The following is a 14,446-nucleotide window of genomic DNA, read 5'->3' as shown; positions in this document are numbered from 1 at the left end:
AGATTCCCGTTCGAACGAGCGACTCTACGACATTCGTTGGGCACATAGTTTGCCACTATGGCAAGCGCGGCCAAGCACAAGCGACAAGGTCTATTGAATTGGTAGAGCAAAATGACAAATAGCAGTTCGAAATCAAAGTCAAAATCAAAACGATCCGCGAAAAGATCCACTCCGAAAAACTCATTGGTCGCCAATATCAATAAACGAAAGCAGGCCAAGAAAAGTCGCTCCAAGAAGAACACAACCGTATCGGATGAAGCGTACGAGCAGATGAAAGAGGGCTGGCCGAAAAAGAAAGCTGCTAAGAAGAAATCCACCAAGAAGAAATCCACCACAGCCAAACGTAGTTCGAAGTCTGGCTCGACTCGTTCATCCAAGAAAGCCAGGAAGCGTGCAAGCCCGCTAAAGGATCCGATCCCCTAGACGGATTGACTGCCGCTTGCCGTCGAGCGTTCAAGGAGAAAGATGGGTCCAAACTAATGCCAGGTGTCAAAGGACCTGCCGAAACACCGGACAAGATGCAACGAAAGGGCTCATTCTCGCGGCGCCATTTGGCTACATCGCGTACCTTTGGCTGATGATCAGAGCCAGCCGACGCGGTGAACGCTGCAAGCCCACGCATGGGGAGAGCCGGTTCCAAAGACTGCTAAGCCTGCCAAGGAACGACGTTATGCATTAGAATCTCGCGAGTGACTCAGCGCTCCGGCTGAACGACAGGTCATGGGGGCGTATAAGTTGCTACGCTCAATGTGCAACCTTCCAGCCCTCGGAGCGGCGACCAGCAGTGATATGGCCAAACCTTGCACGCGCGCTCCGGCATCGGAACTATCGGTTGTTCTTTGCGGGGCAGGGCATATCGCTCATTGGCACCTGGATGTCGCGCTTGGCCGCTAGCTGGCTGGTATTCAGGTGGAGTGGAGATGACGCCACTTGGATGTTAGGGCTGGTTAGCTTCATTAGCTTGCTACCCATCTTTCTACTCAGCCCCATTGCCGGAGCCTTGGTTGATCGCTGGGGCAGATACCGAGTATTGTTGGCTACGCAAGTTCTTTCTCTTCTACAATCGATGTGCCTGGCCGCGGTTGCCTTCTTGGCTGAACCGGCAGCAGGCGTGTGGATGATCGCGGGCCTGGGTTGTTGGCAGGGCATTATCAACGCTTTCGACATGCCGGCCAGGCAATCCTTAATGGTGGCGATGGTTACCGATCGCGAGGATCTGCCCAACGCCATCGCTCTAAATTCCTCGCTGGTCAACGCATCGCGATTGGTGGGGCCTACCGTGGCCGGATTGCTGATCGCCTTCATCGGTGAAGCTTGGTGTTTCGTGGTGGACGCTGTCAGTTATGTGGCTGTGATCGGCGCGTTGGTAGCTCTGAAACTACCGGCCATTGGTCCTCAGAGACTGGCCACTTCGATTAGCCAGCAGTTTATCGAGGGCTTGCGTTATGCGGCCAGCTATTCGCCCATTCGAGCTCTGCTGCTGTTACTGGGTGTCGTCAGCTTTGCCACCATGGCCCAGAGCGTCTTATTACCGGTCTTCGTCGCTAGCGAGCTGAAAGGTGGTCCGCATACTTTAGGTCTGTTGTCGGCAGCGTCAGGAATTGGCGCGATCATGGGAGCCATGTACCTGGCGTCACGCGCCACTGTCTTAGGCTTGGGTCGCGTAATTGTGTTGGCCACTTTGTGCTTGAGTCTTTCACTGGCCGGCTTTGCGGTGTCGCGCAGTGTCAATTTCTCTGCGGTTTGCATGTTGGGCTCTGGGTGCGGAATGATGATCGTGATGGCCTCGTGCAACACGCTCATTCAAACGATTGTGGAGGAAGACAAACGCGGCCGTGTGATGGGATACTACAGCATGGCCTTTCAAGGCACGGCCCCCTTTGGCAGTTTGTTAACGGGCTGGCTGACTCAAGCCTGGTCGATCCGTCAAGTCGTATTTGGTTCATCCATGATCATCGCCTTGGCTGCTATCGTCTTCGCCACGCAGCTGCCTAGACTACGACGCACGGCACGCCCAGCTTATATTCGCTTAGGCATTCTGCCGGAAACCGGTGAAGCACTGCCGTGAGTGGAGGTGCTTTAATGTGGTTTTATCATGAGGCAACCTGGGACAAGCGCGAATCTATAGAGCTATCGCTTGGTCCATTTCTTGGTAGCCGTACTTTTCTTACGGGTCAAGGTATGGAAAGTGCTTACATGCGAATCAATGTGATATCAAACGAATGCGCCGGCAACGGGGATCCCTGCATGTGGCCATGGAGGATAGAACTGTTGTTTCTCCTTTCGCTCCGCCGAAAGCCGAGGGCACGATTGTTTGGACCGCAACACAAAACCTTTTGCGGAGCAAAAGGAGACTCTGGCTTGATCCATGCATAACGAGTTCGCACTTCTGTTAAATCTGGCCGCCAGCCTCGTGCTGGCTCTGATTTTCGGGTTGATCACGGAGAAACTCAAACTGTCCCCGATCGTGGGATATCTAATTGCTGGGTTTATGCTCGGACCTCAAACTCCGGGCATGGTGGCCGATCCCAAGATGGCTGCCGAGCTCGCTGAAATTGGCGTGGTCTTGCTGATGTTTGGCGTGGGCTTGCACTTTGATTTGCGAGATCTGCTAGCCGTCAGGCGCATTGCGCTGCCGGGAGCCGTCGGTCAAATTCTCGTCGCGACCTTGATTGGTGCGCTGCTAGTCGGCGCAGCCGGCATGGGCTGGCGTTCGGGCATGGTAATCGGTATCGCCATTTCCGTGGCGAGCACAGTCGTGTTGATCCGCATGTTGATGGATAACGAGATTATCCATAGTCCGCAGGGTCATATCGCAGTCGGTTGGTTGATCGTTGAAGATATCTTCACCGTGCTGGTTTTGGTGGCACTTCCCGCTTTTGCTCCAGGCGAATTACCAAACGGCAACGAGGCGGATAGTCTTTGGTACTCACTACTGTTGGCGGCGGCCAAAGTCACACTGCTGGCCATTGTAGTAGTGGGCGGCGGTCGGTTTGTCATTCCGAAATTGCTACGCGTAGTAGCGAGCACTCGTTCGCGCGAACTGTTTACGCTTTCGATCTTGGCGATCGCACTAGCGGTGGCGACAGGTTCCGCAGTCATCTTTGGCGTCTCGATGGCGCTGGGAGCTTTCCTGGCGGGGATGGTCGTAGGGCAAACGGAAGTCAGCCACCAGGCAGCGGCTGATGCACTGCCGATGCGTGACGCTTTCGCCGTACTATTCTTTGTCTCAGTCGGTATGTTGTTCGACCCGTTTGTAGTCATGGCCTACCCAGCACTCTTCGTCGGGCTCCTGGGTGTGGTGCTGTTGGTCAAGCCGATCACAGCTTTCGCAATCGTGTGGTTGTTGAGGTATTCAGTGCGCACCGCTATTACCGTAGCTATCGCCCTGGCTCAAATCGGTGAATTCTCTTTTTTGCTCGCTGAAGAAGCCCATCGACTTGATCTGCTGAGCGATGAGGGTCAAAGCCTGTTGGTCGCCTGCGCGCTAGTTTCCATAACGCTCAACCCGCTAATGTTTCGCGCGATTGTTCCTTTAGAAAAGTGGCTGCAGAGCAATCCTAAATTGTGGGAGCGACTCTTACGACGCTCCGCAGAACAAGGCGAATTGCACAACAGATCGATGAAGGCGCAGATCGATCAGCAGCACGCTGGAGATCATGGATCGCAAACGGCGGTCATCATCGGCTATGGTCCGGTGGGGCGTACAGCATCTAGCATCCTCAAGCGGTTTGGGGTCGAGCCGATTGTGGTGGATCTGAATCTGGATACCGTGCGCGAGATCGTCGAGTCTGGGGAACTGGCTGTCTATGGAGATGCGACTCGGCGTGATATTCTGGAGGCCGCGGGTATCATGAAAGCTCGTTACTTGCTGGTCACCATTCCGGAAGTGCTGGTGCGAACGGCCGTGATACTCGCCGCCACCGATATGAATCCTGACGTTCGTATCTTGGCCCGAGCTCGATACATTCAAGAAAAAACATGGCTCGAAGAGTTGGGAACGCACGGCATGGTCTCCGAGGAAGGGGAGATCGCGATCGGCCTGGCAGTCTTGCTGTTGAGAGAGCTGAATGCAGATGAAACGCTCATTCAACAAGAGATACGACGAGTTCAGAAAGAGTTTGCTTTGAATAGCCAGGGGGCAGAGTTAGCATTCAAAGACGATCACACTGCACAGGATAAGGAGTGAGAGTCGCCACGGCTGACTGCCAGTGCCCAAAAAGGCTCGACTAAACCCAGCCAAGCGCGACCACGTAGCCGAGTCTCTCCGAGACTCGTTTAGAACATCATCAATCACTCTGGGGCTAAGGCTGATCAACGTCTCGGAGAGACGCTGCTACGTGAAACCGGTCGGTCGTCAGGTGAAACTGCGGCTCTTCAGCGAATGAAACCGTGATTAGATCTTTCGCTTTGCGAATCATCTGACGACATTCTTCGCTTAGGTGTGTCAAATGCACGGTCTTACCTAGTTGCTGATACTTCTTAGCCACCACATGGATCGCTTCCATGGCGGAGTGGTCATAGACGCGCGTGTAGTAGAAGTCGATGACGACGGTGTCAGGATCGTTGCGAGCATCGAACAACTCTTTGAATTGAGAGGTCGATGCAAAAAATAATGGTCCGTGTAGTTGGTAGACCTTGGCACCGTATTCGTTGAACTTGATGTCCGCATTCACATTCTTGGCATGCTTGAAAGCAAAGGCCAACGACGAGACGATCACGCCAATGATGACTGCCGAAGCCAGGTCATGCATCACTGCCGTGTATAGAGTCACGATCACCATGACCAGGAAGTCGGTCAAGGGAACCTTGCGATAAAGTTTCAACGAGGCCCATTCAAATGTACCGATGACTACCATGAACATCACACCAACCAGTGCTGCCATGGGAATCATCTCGATCCACTGGGAGAAGAACATCACAAAGGCCAGAAGACAACAAGCTGCGAAAGCGCCAGATATTCTTCCTCGGCCGCCCGATTCAACGTTGATCAGCGACTGGCCAATCATGGCACAGCCACCCATTCCGCCGAAGAGGCCGCAGATGATATTGGCAACTCCCTGGCCGAGGCATTCACGATTGCTGTTGCCCTGCGTTTCAGTGATTTCATCGATCAACGTGAGTGTCATCAGCGATTCGATCAATCCCACCGCTGCCAGTACCGCTGCGAATGGAAAGATGATCCACAGGGTTTGCAGTGTGACAGGCGGTAGACTAAAAGTCTGGAAAAAGAGTGTCGGCAAGCCGGCGCTGATACTCGCGGATTTCGGGTCGATGTTATTCATGGCGGCAGTGATAGCAGTGGCTTGCTCGGGCGTGACGAACGAAACTTCCCGCGCTCCATGGGAATCAGTATGCAGTGGTCCGGTGTCAGACAGGACTGCTTTGGCAACTGAAACTTTCGCGTTGGTGGCCAACATGTCGCCAACAGTCATGACAACCTGGCTTTGATTCTCAGCCGCTAAATTTCCTGGCAACAATTGGTTGGCTGCGATACCAATTCCACTAACAACGAGAATGGCTACCAGTGATGCTGGGACAGCCTTGGTGAATTTGGGAAGCAACCAAATGATGGCCATGGTCAAGGCAACCAGCGCGATCATGATCCACAAAGCCGGCCCGCGCATGAACTGAAGTGAGCCGAGGGGGCTGACTGTCTTGAAGCTGCCGAACTGTGCCATGCAGATTACCACGGCTAGTCCATTCACAAAGCCTAACATCACCGAATGCGGAACCATTCGAATAAGCACGCCCAGTCGGGCGAATCCAACCATCAATTGAAGTAGTCCACACAGGATCACGGTGGGAAACAAATACTCGACGCCCTGAGTTGCAACCAGTCCGACGGCGACGACGGCCATGGCACCCGTCGCGCCAGAGATCATCCCGGGACGTCCGCCGCAGAGCGCACAAATTAATCCGATAAAGAACGCGGAATACAAACCGATGATGGGCGAGACACCGGCCACGAAAGCAAAGGCAATAGCCTCAGGTACCAGAGCAAGGGCAACGGTAAGGCCAGACAACAACTCATTTTTGAGATTCTTTGGCTGGGAGTGGAATAGATCAAGCATTGGCGTACGGAACTTCCTGCGAGAATAAAAAAGGGGCGTCAATGGCCGCGATCAGCAGCGGCACAGAAACGTCCAAGCGATGGCGAAACGATACCTGAACAGAACTCAACGCTTAGGGCGGAGTGAGCGACGATTGAGAAGTCTGCGGTTGGCAATTCACGGTCGAGTCGTTTCTGAGAGATTGTGCAACACACACGCAAAGGTACATCGCGAGGTAAGCCTGAACAAGGTTAACTTGCTCTTGAACTCGCCTCACCATGCCCAAGGTCCTTTGCCAACACACTTTAAGGGAATTCAAGACACCCATAGGCAATTGGCAAAGCAGATGCAGATTACGTTCACTGACAAATGATTTTTCGGGTTTTTGCCCCGAACTCAGCAGGCGAGTTCGACGAATCGCCTTGACAGAAAACCTGCACAACCATATCGTTAATCGACGATAAGCAATTTAGATGCGTGTAGGCAGTCCGCTTCGAAGGCAATAGGCGATGGTTCGAACGAAAGCAGAATCTCAAAAGTGCTGCACGACTAGCGAGAAGCTGTCGCTACCGGATGTCGCTTGGGCGGAAGATTTGGCCAGGCTGACTTGGGCACTGGCTCATCCGGCTCGCGTGCGGATCGTGCGCCTGCTGCTTAACCGGACCTCGTGCATGTGCGGTGAGATTGTCGAAGAGATGCCCTTGGCTCAATCGACTGTTTCTCAGCACCTGAAGATCCTGAAGGAAACCGGTTTGGTGCAAGGCGAAATCGATGGCCCGCGCGTGTGCTACTGCATCAACAAAGCTGCCTTGGCCAAATTGAAGAAGCTAATCGCGGACTTGTAAGGACGTGCCGTTTAGTTACCAACAAAAAAATTTACCTATAGCTATCGTACTTCGGCGATAAGCGATAGCGTGCAAAGGAGCACACAATGAGCGAGCGAGTGATGATAGATGACGTGAGGGACCAATACGCAGGCGTTGCCAAGGGCGCGCTATCGAACGAGTCCACAGCGGTTAGGTCCATCGCGTCGGCGTTCGGATATTCAGAGGACGAACTCAATCAGTTGCCAGCCGAAGCCAATATGGGATTGTCTTGCGGCAACCCATTGGCACTGGCCGGCATCCGAGAAAGCGAAGTTGTCGTAGACCTTGGATGCGGCGGCGGCATGGATGTATTTCTAGCGGCTCGCAAAGTGGGCGATTCGGGCCGCGTCATCGGTATCGATATGACTGCCGAGATGCTCGAGCGAGCTCGCGCTGGCCAACAAAAGCTTGGACTGACGAATGTCGAGTTCCATCAATCCACCATCGACAAGTTGCCACTGGCCGACAACTCTGTCGATTGCGTGATCAGCAACTGCGTGATCAATCTGGTGCCCGATAAGTTGGCTGTGTTTCGCGAGATTCTGCGAGTTTTGAAACCCGGCGGACGCGTGGCACTGAGCGACATTGCGCTTAAGCAAGAACTGCCGAGCGAAGTCAAGCAAAGTGTCGAAGCCTATGTCGGTTGCATCTCGGGTGCAATTCTCATCGACGAGTATCGCAGCTTATTAGAACAAGCCGGATTCGCAGCCGTGGTGGTGACCGACACAGGAGCTGACCTGAATGCGTATGCGATGGCTAGTGATGGTGGCTGCTGCGGCGGTGGCTCGTGTGGATCGAATGAAAGGTCTCTGCATGACGGGCTGGCATCGGTCATGCAGTCGTTTGACGCCAATGCCTATGCTGCCAGTGTACGTGTCCACGCGCTCAAGCAGGCATCGACCAGCCCGGTGAACACTATTCCCATTGCTAATCTTCAATCCATCTCGACGGAGAGAACCATGAAAACGGTACAAGTCTACGACAAGCCCATGTGCTGCTCGACCGGCGTCTGCGGCGCGGACGTTGATCCCGTCTTGCCCAAGTTCGCAGCTGATCTCGACTGGCTCAAGAACCAAGGTCACAACGTTGAGCGGTACAACTTGGCTCAACAGCCACAAGCCTTCATCGACAACCAGGCAATTCATCATCTGTTGAGTACCGCCGGAACGAACTGCTTGCCAGTCGTCGTAGTGGATGGCCAGATCGTCAGCCAAACCAACTATCCATCGCGTGACGAACTCGCCGGTTGGGTCGGCGGTGCACCCGCGAAATACCTATTGCCCGTTGCCAAACCAAGTGGCGGATGCTGTGGATCAAACGGCTGCTGCTAGTAGGACGGATCTCCAGGCCCGTCCTCCAAGACCCTGCTGCTCCGTAGGACGGGTCTCCAGGCCCGTCCTCCGTCCTCAACCCCTGCGAACTTGGTAGTTGCAATGACCTGTACAGTAAGAACGGGCCTGGAGACCCGTTCTACATTCGACCCTCAACTTTCAAGCCAATCATGCAATATCTAATTCATCCCACGCGCAATTTGTTCTTCACCGGCAAAGGCGGCGTTGGAAAGACGTCGGTGGCATGTGCTACGGCGGTCAGACTCGCTGATGCTGGTAAGAGAGTATTACTTGTGTCCACGGACCCTGCTTCCAATCTGGATGAAGTTCTGGGCGTTACACTTGGCAATCATCCTACGGCAATACCAGCGATACCAACTCTGTTCGCTATGAATCTCGATCCAGAGAAATCGGCAGCCGAGTACCGCGAACGCATGGTTGGCCCTTATCGGGGATTGCTACCTGAGGCAGCAGTTAAGAGCATGGAAGAACAATTCTCTGGCTCTTGCACGCTGGAGATCGCTGCCTTTGATGAGTTCTCGCGCTTGCTGGGTGATCCCACCGCTACCGCTGAGTTTGATCATGTGATCTTCGACACGGCACCTACAGGGCATACACTGCGATTGCTCACGCTCCCATCGGCCTGGGATGGCTTCATGGAGCAAAACACGACTGGAACCAGCTGTCTTGGACCACTGGCTGGCTTGCAGGCGCAACAGAAACTATATCAGGAGTCCGTCAAAGCGCTGGGCAATCCCGCTGTGACGACGCTGGTATTAGTAGCTCGCGCTGAAGCCAGCGCTCTGCGTGAAGCTGCTCGAACCAGTGGTGAACTGGCAGAGCTCGGCGTTCGGAATCAACATCTGGTGGTCAACGGCGTGTTTCAAGCGATCGACTCGCGCGATCCTTATGCCGTGGCATTGCAGCAGCGTGGGGCGGCGGCTTTGAGCGCAACGCCAGACAGCTTAAAAGCGTTTCCACAAACCATCGTGCCGCTCAGTCCAGATGGAATTCTTGGTATCGCATCACTGCGTCGCCTCGGTACAGTAAACTCTGCATCGTTTACCAATGAGAATGATGTAGTGACGGATCGAGTCGATGGTTTGCCGTTGCTTTCGGAATTGATTGATGATCTGGTCGCCCCTGGCCATGGAGTCATTTTGGCGATGGGCAAGGGTGGTGTTGGCAAAACAACTGTTGCGGCAGCGATCGCAGTGGCCATTGCGAAACGGGGATATGAAGTCCATCTTTCCACAACCGATCCTGCAGCACATATCGCAGCCGCGATGAACGATGAGAGCTTGCCGACCTTGACGGTCAGTCGCATCGATCCGGAGGCAGAAACAGCCAAGTACTCCGCTCAAGTACTTGATAAAGCCGGTGCAAACCTCGACGCTCAAGGCAAAGCATTGCTGGAAGAAGATCTTCGATCGCCGTGCACTGAAGAGATCGCTGTTTTTCGAGCCTTCGCCGATGCGGTTGCCGCCGGCAAGAACAAGTTTGTGGTGCTCGATACCGCTCCAACCGGTCATACAGTTCTCTTGCTCGACTCCGCGCTTGCTTACCACCGCGAGGTCACACGCCAAGCGAGCGAAATGCCGGAAGCGGTTGAAAACCTGCTACCGCGTTTAAGAGATCCAAACTTCACTCGCGTGCTGATTGTCACGCTGCCCGAAGCGACTCCAGTCCACGAAGCGGCTGCATTGCAGCGGGATCTGCGACGCGCCGAGATCGAGCCCTATGCATGGGTCATTAATCAAGTGCTCAGTCCGTTGCCCATTACCGATCCGCTGATGAAGCAGCGCCAATCGCATGAGCAGAAGTACTTGCGTGAGGTCAAAGAAGTGCAAGCCAGTCGCGTGGCCATCATCCCTTGGCAAATCGAGCCGCCTACTGGACTGCAAGCACTTAGCCGACTGACACACGCTGACATCACAGCAGCTACCTAAGCGAATCGGAAACGTATCATGGGCCGACTGTCCTTTTGGAACAAGCTATGGCGAATACTACGAGCATTGAAGTACCCGCTACTGTTGGCAATTATTGCGGGTAGTATTTGGTTCATTCGCAACCAACCGATCTCTGTCGCGAGCCATACTATCAGCACTGGCCCTGTTGTCCGGAGCGTGATGGGTACTGGTACTCTGGAAGCACGTATCCGAACTACGATCAGCCCAAAGATTCAAGGACGCATTGCGGAAGTGCTTGTCGACCAAGGTTCCGTTGTCAAAGCCGGGCAGTTGCTAGTGCAATTGGATGACGAAGATTTGGCTCAACAAGCGCGCATGGCCACTGCGGGCATAAGTTCAGCCGAGGCCACGCTGGGTCGCTTTCGTGCAGAGATTGCCCAGGCTAAGTCCACCTACACCAAAACGGATGCTGAATTGGGGCGGATGCGAACGTTAGTCACGGCCAACTCGGTCAGCCAGTCAGAATTCGATCAGACGCAAGAAGCGTTTGAGTTAGCTAAGTCTGGACTGCTGAGGGCGGAAGCTAATATGCTCGAGGCTGAACAACAAGTCACGCTCAATCGCGAGACGCTCAAGTTTCAAGAGGCACGGCTGGCGGACGCTAAGTTGATGGCCCCATTCGATGGACTCGTCATCGCGCGAGAGCGCGATGCGGGTGCGATTGTTGTTCCTGGTTCGCCGATTCTGCAGCTAATCTCTCTTGATGAACTATGGGTTTCCGCTTGGGTGGACGAAACGGAAATGGAGCAGCTGAAAGACCAGCAGCCTGCGAAGATTGTCTTTCGGTCTCAACCTGCTGTGGCTTTCGATGGTGTTGTAGCACGCCTAGGTAAGCAATCTGATCGTGAGACTCGAGAGTTCACGGTCGATGTCCGCGCACTAAAGCTGCCTGAGACATGGGCCATTGGTCAACGAGCCGAGGTCTTCATTGAGACGGCGCGCGTCGAAAGCTGCGTATGGCTGCCCGCTTCGTTTTTGGTTAAACAAGGAACGGGGCAGGGCGAGCAGCAAGGTGCGTATATTCAAGAGAATGGCTGGGCCCAATGGCGATCGCTGAAACTGGGCATTGAAGGCCGCGATACAGTTCAAGTTCTCGAGGGGCTGACCGTTGGTGAGATCGTTGTCAAACCAGCACAGCCGGGTAGCAAGTTGGCCGATGGCAGGAAGGTATTGATCCCGTGAACCTTGCCTTCAAAGACATTCGCAAGAACCTTGGCCGCTTTGTGATGACAACCATTGGCATCGGCATGTTGCTGATGATCGTGATGGGCATGGCTGGCATTTATCGTGGGCTGTTGGAAGACGCCACATTCTTGATCAATAAGATCGGAGCCGATCTGTGGATCGTTCAGCAAGATACGCGTGGCCCATTCGCAGAGCTATCTCGCGTACCGACGAATTTGGTCTACCGAGCGCAAGCTGTTCCGGGCGTGGCATCGGCCAGAGAATTTGTTTTTCACACCATTCAGCGCGAGCATCGCGGAGAGTTGCTGCGAATGTCGATTCTGGGTTTGAGTTGGCCTGAGGACAAAGGGGACTGGTTGCAACTAGTCGCTGGTCGTCCCATGCGCGAAAACCACTATGAGATGATCGCGGATAAATCGCTGGGGCTCGAATTGGGTGAGAGACTGCGATTGGGTAAAGATGAGTACGCGATCGTCGGTATCACCGCCGGCATGGTCAGCACGGGTGGCGACGGCATGGCCTTCACAACATTGTTGGATTCGCAAGCGATTCAATTCGATTCACCGGCGGAAGCGATTCGTTTGGAACGCGCCGCCCGCGACAATCGTGGACAAGGCAGCGAAGTTTTCTTGCAACAACCGCAACTGACGGAGCAACTAGCGCTTCCCACCTCGCAGTTGCCAGCGATCGCAGCGCCGTCCTTGAGTGCAGTCCTGGTTACAGTCAAGCCTGGAGCAGATCTCGACAAGATACAGTCGCTCATCGAAAGTTGGCAGGACGTGTCGGTCTATACAACAGCCGGTCAGGAAGATCTGCTGGTTCAAGGCATCGTGGACAAAGCTCGCAAACAGCTCTTTATGTTCCGTGTGCTGCTCACCATCATCGCTGCCATCATCATGGCGCTGATCATTTACACACTCACGCTCGACAAGATCTATGCGATTGCCCTCTTGAAGCTAATCGGAGCGCCCAATCGAGTGATTCTAGGCATGATTTTGCAACAAGCGTTGCTGCTCGGTGGGCTGGGTTACGTGGTCGCGTATACCGCCGGGATGCAGTTGTTTCCCAAGTTTCCCCGGCGTGTCGTGCTTACCAATGAAGACCTCATTCAGTTAGCGATTGTGGTATTTATCATCTCAGTACTTTCCAGCTTGATGGGCATTTGGAAAGCGCTGAAGGTCGAGCCGAACGACGTACTGATGAGCTAACAAAAGAGCACCCGCCATGAATATCACCGCTACCGCACGCGCCGAGACTGTCGAGCCTGCCGCATCGAAATTAGCCATCGAAACGCGCGGACTTCGCAAGGTGTATGGCGCAGGGAACACGGAAGTCATCGCGATGCATGATGCGTCCGTTTCCGTTCGCCAGGGAGAAGTAGTCGCCTTACTAGGGCCAAGTGGTTCCGGCAAGTCAACATTTCTGACCGCGATTGGCTTGATCAATCCGCCCACCAGTGGCCAGATTTGGATCGGCGGTGAATTGGTCATGGATGGCCCTGAGGCTCAAACGGATGTACGAGCATTTCGTCGAAAGCACATCGGATTCGTATTCCAGAAGTCAAACTTGATCGACTTTTTGAATGCACGCGAGAACGTTCAGATCGCCATGGAGCTCAATGGCCTGTCGCATCGAGCAGCCGGCAAACGTGCACAAGAGCTGCTTGAATCACTGGGCGTCGGCGATCGCGCGAACCACGAAGTCTCGATGCTATCGGGCGGCCAACAACAACGCGTGGCCGTCGCCAGAGCACTGGCCAATCACCCCAGCGTTCTGCTGGCAGACGAACCAACGGCTGCGCTGGATAGCTTTCGAGGCCGCCAAGTGATGCAACTGTTTCGCGACGTCGCCCGGCAGCACGGCGCTGGTGTCATCGTGGTTACCCATGACCATCGAACGCTGGACGTTTTTGACACGATATACGAAATGGAAGACGGAGCCATTCGAGTCTCTACGGCTCCGTCAAGTCATTGACCCTCGATGGTTTCGAACTGGGCGAACGAACTGCTAGTTTTATTGGCGTAGGCTACCAGAGCCAGCATCACGGGCACCTCCACCAAAACACCCACGATCGTCGCTAACACCACCGGCGACGAAGCTCCGAAGAGTGTGATCGCTACAGCGACAGACAGCTCGAAAAAGTTAGAAGCTCCGATCATGCCGGCGGGAGCGGCGATATCGTGACGGCAGTGAAGTCGATAGCAGGCTCCGTAGGACAGGAAGAAAATCAGCACCGTCTGAATGATCAGCGGAATGGCGATCAGCACAATGTGCAGCGGATTGTTAATGATCACTTCACCTTGGAACGAAAAGATCAAGACGAGTGTTAACAATAGCCCCGCAATCGTAAGGTTGTTGAACTTGGGGACAAATGCATTCTGAAAGTACTCTTCGCCCTTCAATCGAATCACAAGATTTCGCGTGAGGACTCCACCGACTAGTGGCACAACTACGAACAGAATCACGGAGACGATCAGAGTCATCCATGGGATTGTGATTCCACCGATGCCGAGCAAGAAGGCGACGATCGGCGTGAAGGCAATCAGGATGATCAAGTCATTGGTTGCCACTTGAACGACCGTGTATGCCGCATTGCCGCGAGTCAGGTGGCTCCACACAAAAACCATCGCTGTGCAGGGAGCGGCTCCAAGTAAGACGGCACCGGCCAGGTAGTCCTTGGCCAATTCGGGTGAAATCCACGGCCTGAAGACCACATAGAAAAAGAAGGCAGCGATCCCAAACATCGTGAAGGGCTTGATCAGCCAATTCACGACCCAGGTAACCAGCAGCCCCTTTGGATTTTTGCCCACGTTCTTCACGCTGGCAAAATCGACTTTCATCATCATCGGATAGATCATCAACCAGATCAACATTGCAATCGGAATGGAAACGTTGGCGTACTCCAACTTGGCGAGAAATGCTGGAATCGCCGGGACGAATTTGCCTATAAGCACTCCGACCACCATACACAGGGCAACCCAGTAGGTGAGGTTCTTTTCAAAAAAGCTGATCGCAGACTTTTCAGCTTTGTCCATATCGAG

Annotated in this window: 12 protein-coding genes; 10 read left to right on the top strand and 2 right to left on the bottom strand. The window is 54.0% G+C overall.

What is annotated here, in order from left to right:
- Positions 1-111: 111 nt before the first annotated feature.
- The 4 genes from SH573x_RS04975 to SH573x_RS04960 all read left to right on the top strand — a co-directional run bounded on the left by SH573x_RS04975 (position 112) and on the right by SH573x_RS04960 (position 4,189).
- Positions 112-423: a hypothetical protein gene (locus tag SH573x_RS04975; protein WP_479353230.1), complete on the top strand. Its 312-nt coding sequence runs from the start codon at positions 112-114 to the stop codon at positions 421-423.
- A 5-nt stretch (positions 424-428) separates the two neighbouring features.
- Positions 429-578, top strand: a complete 150-nt coding sequence (locus SH573x_RS04970; protein ID WP_479353229.1) for a DUF6321 domain-containing protein — start codon at positions 429-431, stop codon at positions 576-578.
- A gap of 206 nt (positions 579-784) precedes the next feature.
- On the top strand, positions 785-2,068 hold the full coding sequence (locus SH573x_RS04965; RefSeq protein WP_479353228.1) for an MFS transporter: 1,284 nt from the start codon (positions 785-787) through the stop codon (positions 2,066-2,068).
- A 300-nt stretch (positions 2,069-2,368) separates the two neighbouring features.
- Positions 2,369-4,189 (top strand): cation:proton antiporter, encoded by a 1,821-nt coding sequence (locus tag SH573x_RS04960; protein WP_479353227.1) that lies wholly within the window; start codon positions 2,369-2,371, stop codon positions 4,187-4,189.
- Between the two features lie 115 nt (positions 4,190-4,304).
- Here SH573x_RS04960 and SH573x_RS04955 read toward each other — a convergent pair whose 3' ends face one another.
- A complete protein-coding gene (locus SH573x_RS04955) occupies positions 4,305-6,074 on the bottom strand; it encodes a SulP family inorganic anion transporter (protein WP_479353226.1) in 1,770 nt (589 codons plus the stop codon).
- A gap of 488 nt (positions 6,075-6,562) precedes the next feature.
- On the opposite strand from SH573x_RS04955, the gene SH573x_RS04950 reads away from it, so the two are divergent.
- From SH573x_RS04950 to SH573x_RS04925, 6 genes are all read left to right on the top strand, one after another.
- The gene (locus tag SH573x_RS04950) at positions 6,563-6,898 is read left to right on the top strand and encodes an ArsR/SmtB family transcription factor (RefSeq protein WP_479353225.1); all 336 of its coding nucleotides are present in this window, start codon (positions 6,563-6,565) and stop codon (positions 6,896-6,898) included.
- 86 nt (positions 6,899-6,984) lie between these two features.
- Positions 6,985-8,250, top strand: coding sequence for an arsenite efflux transporter metallochaperone ArsD (gene arsD, locus SH573x_RS04945; RefSeq protein WP_479353224.1), 1,266 nt, complete (start codon positions 6,985-6,987; stop codon positions 8,248-8,250).
- Between the two features lie 170 nt (positions 8,251-8,420).
- The gene (gene arsA / locus SH573x_RS04940; RefSeq protein ID WP_479353223.1) at positions 8,421-10,199 is read left to right on the top strand and encodes an arsenical pump-driving ATPase; all 1,779 of its coding nucleotides are present in this window, start codon (positions 8,421-8,423) and stop codon (positions 10,197-10,199) included.
- 18 nt (positions 10,200-10,217) lie between these two features.
- Positions 10,218-11,402, top strand: a complete 1,185-nt coding sequence (locus tag SH573x_RS04935; RefSeq protein ID WP_479353222.1) for an efflux RND transporter periplasmic adaptor subunit — start codon at positions 10,218-10,220, stop codon at positions 11,400-11,402.
- Positions 11,399-12,613: an ABC transporter permease gene (locus SH573x_RS04930; RefSeq protein ID WP_479353221.1), complete on the top strand. Its 1,215-nt coding sequence runs from the start codon at positions 11,399-11,401 to the stop codon at positions 12,611-12,613. The genes SH573x_RS04935 and SH573x_RS04930 overlap by 4 nt, the downstream gene beginning before the upstream one ends.
- Before the next feature lie 16 nt (positions 12,614-12,629).
- Positions 12,630-13,379: an ABC transporter ATP-binding protein gene (locus tag SH573x_RS04925; RefSeq protein WP_479353220.1), complete on the top strand. Its 750-nt coding sequence runs from the start codon at positions 12,630-12,632 to the stop codon at positions 13,377-13,379.
- Here the strand turns inward: SH573x_RS04925 and arsB are convergent.
- Positions 13,373-14,440, bottom strand: a complete 1,068-nt coding sequence (gene arsB, locus SH573x_RS04920; protein ID WP_479353219.1) for an ACR3 family arsenite efflux transporter — start codon at positions 14,438-14,440, stop codon at positions 13,373-13,375. The two genes, SH573x_RS04925 and arsB, sit on opposite strands and share 7 nt — an antisense overlap.
- Positions 14,441-14,446: the final 6 nt, after the last annotated feature.

The organism is Rania fehmarnensis, from assembly GCF_056494185.1.
Note: the sequence above shows the minus strand (reverse complement) of the source record. Positions and strands in the feature narration are given on the sequence as shown.

Excerpts from the sequence above, each read along its gene's own strand:
- SH573x_RS04975 (WP_479353230.1), top strand. The coding sequence starts at position 112 with ATGACAAATAGCAGTTCGAAATCAAAGTCAAAATCAAAACGATCCGCG.
- SH573x_RS04960 (WP_479353227.1), top strand. The coding sequence starts at position 2,369 with ATGCATAACGAGTTCGCACTTCTGTTAAATCTGGCCGCCAGCCTCGTG.
- SH573x_RS04955 (WP_479353226.1), bottom strand. The coding sequence starts at position 6,074 with ATGCTTGATCTATTCCACTCCCAGCCAAAGAATCTCAAAAATGAGTTG.
- SH573x_RS04950 (WP_479353225.1), top strand. The coding sequence starts at position 6,563 with ATGGTTCGAACGAAAGCAGAATCTCAAAAGTGCTGCACGACTAGCGAG.
- arsD (WP_479353224.1), top strand. The coding sequence starts at position 6,985 with ATGAGCGAGCGAGTGATGATAGATGACGTGAGGGACCAATACGCAGGC.
- arsA (WP_479353223.1), top strand. The coding sequence starts at position 8,421 with ATGCAATATCTAATTCATCCCACGCGCAATTTGTTCTTCACCGGCAAA.
- SH573x_RS04935 (WP_479353222.1), top strand. The coding sequence starts at position 10,218 with ATGGGCCGACTGTCCTTTTGGAACAAGCTATGGCGAATACTACGAGCA.
- SH573x_RS04925 (WP_479353220.1), top strand. The coding sequence starts at position 12,630 with ATGAATATCACCGCTACCGCACGCGCCGAGACTGTCGAGCCTGCCGCA.
- arsB (WP_479353219.1), bottom strand. The coding sequence starts at position 14,440 with ATGGACAAAGCTGAAAAGTCTGCGATCAGCTTTTTTGAAAAGAACCTC.